Source organism: Gorillibacterium massiliense (assembly GCF_000455485.1).
GTDB lineage: Bacteria > Bacillota > Bacilli > Paenibacillales > NBRC-103111 > Gorillibacterium > Gorillibacterium massiliense.
Window position 1 is genome coordinate 66,326 of record NZ_CBQR020000114.1, and the last position, 6,346, is coordinate 72,671.

At 52.9% G+C, this 6,346-nt stretch carries 9 protein-coding genes; all 9 read right to left on the bottom strand.

Annotated elements, in window-relative coordinates; all coding sequences use genetic code 11:
- Positions 1 to 84: 84 nt before the first annotated feature.
- The 9 genes from TJ79_RS16045 to TJ79_RS16085 all read right to left on the bottom strand — a co-directional run bounded on the left by TJ79_RS16045 (position 85) and on the right by TJ79_RS16085 (position 6,141).
- On the bottom strand, positions 85 to 831 hold the full coding sequence (locus TJ79_RS16045; RefSeq protein ID WP_040951345.1) for a SpoIIIAH-like family protein: 747 nt from the start codon (positions 829 to 831) through the stop codon (positions 85 to 87).
- Between the two features lie 25 nt (positions 832 to 856).
- A complete protein-coding gene (gene spoIIIAG, locus TJ79_RS16050; RefSeq protein WP_040951346.1) occupies positions 857 to 1,498 on the bottom strand; it encodes a stage III sporulation protein AG in 642 nt (213 codons plus the stop codon).
- A 52-nt stretch (positions 1,499 to 1,550) separates the two neighbouring features.
- Positions 1,551 to 2,324: a stage III sporulation protein AF gene (gene spoIIIAF / locus TJ79_RS16055; RefSeq protein ID WP_040951347.1), complete on the bottom strand. Its 774-nt coding sequence runs from the start codon at positions 2,322 to 2,324 to the stop codon at positions 1,551 to 1,553.
- A 33-nt stretch (positions 2,325 to 2,357) separates the two neighbouring features.
- Positions 2,358 to 3,605 (bottom strand): stage III sporulation protein AE, encoded by a 1,248-nt coding sequence (gene spoIIIAE / locus TJ79_RS16060; protein ID WP_040951348.1) that lies wholly within the window; start codon positions 3,603 to 3,605, stop codon positions 2,358 to 2,360.
- A gap of 16 nt (positions 3,606 to 3,621) precedes the next feature.
- Positions 3,622 to 4,011, bottom strand: a complete 390-nt coding sequence (gene spoIIIAD / locus TJ79_RS16065) for a stage III sporulation protein AD (RefSeq protein ID WP_040951349.1) — start codon at positions 4,009 to 4,011, stop codon at positions 3,622 to 3,624.
- Positions 4,012 to 4,020: 9 nt separating this feature from the next.
- Positions 4,021 to 4,224, bottom strand: a complete 204-nt coding sequence (spoIIIAC, locus tag TJ79_RS16070) for a stage III sporulation protein AC (RefSeq protein WP_040951350.1) — start codon at positions 4,222 to 4,224, stop codon at positions 4,021 to 4,023.
- A gap of 10 nt (positions 4,225 to 4,234) precedes the next feature.
- Entirely contained in the window at positions 4,235 to 4,756 is a 522-nt protein-coding gene (gene spoIIIAB / locus TJ79_RS16075; RefSeq protein ID WP_040951351.1) for a stage III sporulation protein SpoIIIAB, read from the bottom strand.
- Entirely contained in the window at positions 4,750 to 5,766 is a 1,017-nt protein-coding gene (gene spoIIIAA, locus TJ79_RS16080) for a stage III sporulation protein AA (RefSeq protein ID WP_052339647.1), read from the bottom strand. The genes spoIIIAB and spoIIIAA overlap by 7 nt, the downstream gene beginning before the upstream one ends.
- A gap of 108 nt (positions 5,767 to 5,874) precedes the next feature.
- On the bottom strand, positions 5,875 to 6,141 hold the full coding sequence (locus TJ79_RS16085; RefSeq protein ID WP_238323034.1) for a YqhV family protein: 267 nt from the start codon (positions 6,139 to 6,141) through the stop codon (positions 5,875 to 5,877).
- Between the last annotated feature and the right edge of the window lie 205 nt (positions 6,142 to 6,346).

A 6,346-nucleotide genomic window follows, 5' to 3' on the forward strand; every position in this document is an offset into this window, starting at 1 on the left:
GAGAGTCAGACGTTTGTAATTATATCACAAACGAGTGAAATGGAAAGAGTCCAGGAGGCTCCTGGACTCTCCCGCCAGCGCGGTTTATTGCGCCCGGAACTGCACGCTTACTTGTCCTGGCTGGATGTTCAGCTCATTGACTACCCGGTCGATGATACTGACGGCTTCGCTTTTTTCCAGTTTATCCGTTTGGACAATGACTTTGAATTTGTTGTTTTCCTTAAGCACCACTGCTTGTTCAAAGCCTTCGTCCATCAACGCTGCTTCCAGGTTCTTTTGCTTGGCATCGAGATTGGTGATTTGATCCATCTCCGTATAGGATTTTGCGATGGAAGCTGGCTCAGCTTTCGGATCATCTATTGCCGCTTGAAGAGAAGAAACCTGGTTGTCGACGTCTGCGCTGCGCTTATCAACGGAAGTGGAAAAGAAATCGGATCCCGAAGCGTTTTGTTGGTTTAATTGATCGAGAATTTGCGAATCGGTCAGCTCGCCTGACGCTTTGCCGGATGTTGCTTGATCCCCAGCTGAATTTTTGACGCTGCTCGCAGATTTGCTATCGGCCTGAGTTCCTTTAGACGAATCTTTGGACGAATCTTTGGACGAATTTTTGGTCGAATCTTTTGACGAATCGACTTGCCCCTTCGACCCGGTAGTCGTCGTGGAAGCATCGGTTCCTACTTCGTGGGAATCCGTTTGGATGCCGTCTGTTACGGTTTGATTGGCGGAAGAGTTCAGCTTGCTCGAATCCTCGGTAAAAAGATAGTAAGCAGACAAGACGACCATCAAGCTCAGCATGGAAACAAGCCAAATGGTTTGACGTTTCGAATTCATGGAATTTCCTCCTCAATAGTGATTTTTATTGTTTTCGCGGGATAACCGCGATCCGGTTTGGTGAAACGTCCAACCCGCGCTGAACCGCTTCGACAAGAAGATGTTTTACCGTCGGGTTTTCCGATCCTCTTGCCACAATGACGACCCCGCGTATTCTCGGTTTAATGTACTTGACGACAATCGGACTTTGAGCATTTGATACACTGTAAAGCACGACTTCTCCGCTGTTGGTCACATCCGTAATCTGCCGTGTCGCCCCTGCCTGATCTTTTTCCTGAGTGGACTGAGAAGTAGTTTTAAACGACTTTTCCACAACGGTCTCTTCTGTCGATTCGATGGTTACCATGACATCCACATCACCGACGCCCACGATCTTTTGCAGCAATTCCTTCAATTGCGACTCATAGGCATGCTCATAATCCGCAAAGGACGCTCGCTCGTGTCCGCTGCCTCCCAATACCGGCTGGGCATCGGCCTGAACTTCCGGGCTAGGCGAAGCTCTGCCCGTACCGATGGGGTCTACCTCTTTAACTGTGAATTGGGTGATCAGCATCAAAGCTGCCCCGATTAGGCCGATGATCAGAAGCCAGCGAAATGTGCGGGCTCGTTTTGCTCCGCTCGCTCCCCCGCCTAACCATTGCTCCAATTTTTTGCTCCAATACCCCACAGCCGGTTCCCTCCTTACGAAATTCAAACCATCCCGACTTCGGCTTTATCTTTCAGGGTGATCGGTCATCCGCCGGAATCACCTCTACGGAATCCTGCGGCAACTGCCAATCGGCGCTGACGAGGGTTTTGATGCTGGCGATTACTGCCGTCTTAGCAGCGTTATTGGCATCCGCTTTAGCGGCGGAAGCATCTTGGCTTGCATTCTCATCCTGATCATGGGCTCCAATGGATCCGATGTTTACCGTCACCGGCTGAACAGGTTCGATGGGTCGATTGGAAGGTTTCGTCTCTTTTGAACCGCCGCTTTCCGCTGCCACAGAACCAGCCGCTAACGTGACCTGCACTCCGGCTAAAGTCAATTGGTCTTTTTCGTCCAGTTTTGTTGTTACCCTGACGGCGGCAACCGGATTGCCGAGACGGCTTTCGATTGCTTTGCCGATATTGTCTTCCAGTTGCTTTTCAACCAACTGTCTCGCCTGAAGCTGATCCGCATTTTTCAGCCGCTGGGCATCCTGGAAAATTTGCCCCAGCTCGTCGTTTCGACTCCCGGAATTCGAAGAGCTACTGGAACGAAATTGATCCCCGGCAAAGACCGCCACTGTCTGCCCATTCGCATTGTTTTCCGCCGAACGGAGCAAGGTTTCAAAATCCCAATCGGAGCGGAACAGCCGCAGAACAGGAGTCAGCATGACGATGAGCAGGAACATGCCAACCACAAGCTTCACATACCGCTGCATGGTCTTGTTAGGTAGCAGAAGATCCGCAAAGCCGGCGATCAGCACAATGACGATAATCTCCTTCAACCAGCTGCTCAACCAGCTCATGGCGCACTCCTTTCCGGGCGTTCCGGATTAACCTTACCGCATCATCACGGATATATTTCCAGCGGCGATCAGGATGGTCACGGCGAGAAAGAACATCAAACCGACGGCGGCTAAGGAAGCGAAGACATACACCATGTTTTTGCCGACCGTCTGCAAGCATTTGATAATCGGACTATCTCCGAGAGGCTGCATGACCGCCGCTGCGATGGTGTAGATCACCGAGATGCTGAGAATTTTGATGGCAGGAAAAGCGCAAAAGAGAATGAGCGTGATCACACCCGTTAAACCTACCGCATTTTTCACCAACAGCGATGCACTGATGACGGTGTCCGATGCGTCGGAAAACATCCGCCCGACGACCGGAATGAAGGTGCCGGCCACATATTTGGCAGTTCGCAGCGTGACCCCATCCGCAATCGCGGAACTCGTTCCCTGGACGGAAATGACGCCGAGGAAAAGGGTGACGAACAACCCGAGGATTCCGACACTGATGGAACGCAGGAGATTCGCCAACTGAGTCACTTTGAAACGGGTTGAAATCGAGCTGACGATATGAAGAATCGTTGAGAAGAACAACAGCGGAAACACGACGGCGTAAATCACGGTACTCATGGTATGAATCATGAAAACGATAAAGGGATGCATGACCGTCACCGATACGACATTCCCCATGGAAGCGAGCAGCGTGAACAGCAGAGGAACGACAGCCATCATAAAATCGACCATGTTGCCGATGGCGTCTTTGGCATATCCGATGCCGACGTTGAAGCTGTTGACGGCCAGGACGAGCAAAACCATAAAGGTGATGGAGTATGCCACTTTGCTGACGGTTTGCTTTTCAAAAGCGCTTTGCAGGGTTTCAAGGATCATGCTGAACACCGTCAGGATGACGATGGAGCCCAATAGCTTGCCATTGACCAGAAGCTCGTGAAACAGATATTTCATCAGCCCGCTAAGCACTCCGCCTACGCTTAAGCCGCTGCCCGAGGTGAGAGCTTCCTTCAAGGTTGGTGCCCGATCCTCCGGCAAAAAGCCCCCGTACTCGTTCATCACCCGGTTCCAATATTGCTCGACCTTTTCATTGGACATTTCGACTGCCGCCGGGTCTGTTGTGGCTGGTTGCGAATCGGTCTGGACCGATTCCGGCCGTGTATCGGCGGCTGTTGCGAGATTCCCGGGCTGGGCGCTGGCGGCGGCCGCTGACAGAAGCGTAGCAAGCAGGGAGAGTGTCAATAGTAAAATGAGCTTGACGCGACGGCCCACCCGGGAACCTCCTTCCATGAACCGCTCGTTGGCTTCATGCCGGCATGAGGCTGACGACGGTTTCCACTATGACCGTTATAATAGGGATCGCCATCACCATGATGAGGATTTTACCCGCCAACTCAATTTTGGAGGCGACGGCTTCCTGGCCGGCATCCCGCACGATCTGAGCACCGAACTCGGCGATATAAGCGATCCCGATGATTTTCAGAATGGTTTTAAAAAAAATGGGCTGCACCTCGGACTTCACCGCCAAATCCTCCAGAACGTGAATGATGCCGGCGATTTTTCCGAGCAGAAACAAAAAGATGAGGATTCCGGTAAATGTCGCAAGCAGAAAGGCGAAGATCGGCTTCTGCTCTTTGAGGATTAGAATCAGCACAGTGGCGATCAGGGCGACTCCGACGATTTGGATGATTTCCACGGCGACCCCCTACTGAAACAGAAAAATCGTCTTAATTTCCTTGAACAGATTGCCGAGCATTCCGACGACCATGAACAGCACGACCACGAAGCCGATCAGTGTCACCCAATGGGCCATGTCTTCCTTCCCCATCTGTTTCAAGACCGTATGGATCATCGCGATGATGATACCGATACCGGCGATTTGAAAAATCGCATTCACATCGATATTCATGACGGCACCCTCAATACATAATGATGACCACCAGCGTCGCGCCCAGCACGCCGAGGCTCCTCCACATGCTACCGTATCTCTTTCCGTCCTCGGCTGCGGTCTTTTCCTCCGCAAGCAGCTGCCCCGTCGCCAGACGGATATGCTTGATCTGATCCTCCCGGTCTGAAATTCCGAGAGAAAATCCTAGCTGCCTCATCGTCTCTTGTTCCGGGCCTTTCATTGACGTCCGCGGCCAATACTCATTCATCGCTTTTTTCCAGCTGTCAGCAGCAGTTCGATCGGATTCATGGCGGCTCATCTCTTCTCCCGCCGCGTTGAACATAGAACGGAGGGGGTCCGGCAGGGGGCGGCTTACAGACAGCAACGCTTCCGGCAAAGGAGATGCCCCGTATAGCACTTCGGTTTCCAGCCTCTGCAAAGCGAGGATCAGTTGGCGAATCTGCCGCGGCCTGCGGGCCAGGTGGATGGATTGGTAATAACCAAGAAGGCCGCCTGCCAGTATCACGATCATTGCCCCCAGGAGCTTCAGCATGATATGCCCTCCCTGCGGGTGCCCCCCACGCTAGGAGTCGCAAATCCATTCGCCTGATTGAGGCGAGTCCCATGCTCATCGTAAACGCTAGCGTCAAACCCTTTTCCGGTTCTTCGCAAGAGCACAAACCGGCGGAAAAACCGTTCATCCAGCAATTCCTTCAGCGCCGGTCTGCTGCGAACTTCCTGCAGGCTGCGTCCGTGCGCCGTGGCGATGACACGGATTCCCGCATTCATCGCCTCTCTGACCGCTGTGGCATCCTCGGGTGTCCCAATTTCATCTACGACCATCACATCCGGAGACATGGAGCGAATCATCATCATCATGCCCTCGGCTTTCGGACATCCGTCCATCACATCCGTACGTGGGCCGACATCAAAGGCCGGTACCCCTCGCATGCATGCAGCGATTTCAGAGCGTTCATCCACTAACGCGACTTTGCGTCCTGCTCTCATCTGACCACCCAATCCATAACCGGTACTGAGCAGGCGTGCCAAATCGCGGATCAGCGTCGTCTTCCCCTGCTGCGGCGGTGAAACGACGAGTGTGTGATGGATGCTGCCGCCGTCCCGGTCTGCAAGATGAGGCAGCACCGCGGTTCCGCAGCCTTTAATTTGCCGGGCGATCCGCAGATTGAAACCGGTGATGTCTTTGATCAGCTTCACTTGGCCTCCCTCCAAAACCGTTCTGCCGGCGAGTCCAACCCGATGCCCTCCGGCAACGGTGATGTACCCGCGCCGCAATTCTTCCTCAAAGCTGTACAGAGAATGCCTCGTCAATTGATCTAAAAGTCTGGCGCAGTCATCTCTTCCCGGAATATAGGCTGCCGCCGGCCCTCCCGACGTCTCTCCGGCGCTGTCGGGAAACAAGCATTTGCCGCTGGCTACAAGCTCCAGCGGTCTGCCTTCCCGGATGCGCACCTCCTCCAGTTCGCCGGCAAGCTCCTTCGGCAGCTTGTTCATTATCGCCCTGATTTCAGAAGGCAACAGGTTCATGACCGATTCCAGCATGTTGCGCCACCTCCTATTCGCATATTCCCTAGCATTGCACGACTCAAGTGTGTCTGGTTGTCCGTTTCTCTCCCATCTATATGCCTGTACAGCAAAAATATGACTCTCTCATTTCTTCAAAACACCGAAGAAGATAAGCCCGACTCCGGCAAAAATAAGAAGCAATCGAGAGAAAGACAGCTTGTCCGCCACGCCGATGAGTCCGACAGCCGTCGTCGTCAGCAGAACGAGAGGGCCGACGACGGCAAGACCTGAGTTGACCAGCAGCGCTTTATCCACCTGATTTAAACGAAGCATGATCAGCGCCGCCGTAATTTCGATCGTTCCCGACAAAAGTCTCAATCCCGCCATCGTCATCACAAATTTGTTCAACAAGACGAACGCCTCCTTTCCATTCCAATTTATGCGGACGGGCTGGAAATTAGGATAGCGCCTATCCTTTTTCCGGGCATCCGCACACCCCATTTTCAAACCGCATATGATGTGGCAAATAAAACCTGGATACCGAGAGGACGAATAGGAATGAAGCAAGGAACCGATAGCATTTGGCATCCGGAATGATGGATCCGGCCGGACAACG

Bases quoted from the DNA above. Each gene is read 5' to 3' on its own strand.
- TJ79_RS16045 (WP_040951345.1), bottom strand. From the start codon at position 831: ATGAATTCGAAACGTCAAACCATTTGGCTTGTTTCCATGCTGAGCTTG.
- spoIIIAF (WP_040951347.1), bottom strand. From the start codon at position 2,324: ATGAGCTGGTTGAGCAGCTGGTTGAAGGAGATTATCGTCATTGTGCTG.
- spoIIIAE (WP_040951348.1), bottom strand. From the start codon at position 3,605: ATGGAAGGAGGTTCCCGGGTGGGCCGTCGCGTCAAGCTCATTTTACTA.
- spoIIIAC (WP_040951350.1), bottom strand. From the start codon at position 4,224: ATGAATATCGATGTGAATGCGATTTTTCAAATCGCCGGTATCGGTATC.
- spoIIIAB (WP_040951351.1), bottom strand. From the start codon at position 4,756: ATGCTGAAGCTCCTGGGGGCAATGATCGTGATACTGGCAGGCGGCCTT.
- spoIIIAA (WP_052339647.1), bottom strand. From the start codon at position 5,766: ATGCTGGAATCGGTCATGAACCTGTTGCCTTCTGAAATCAGGGCGATA.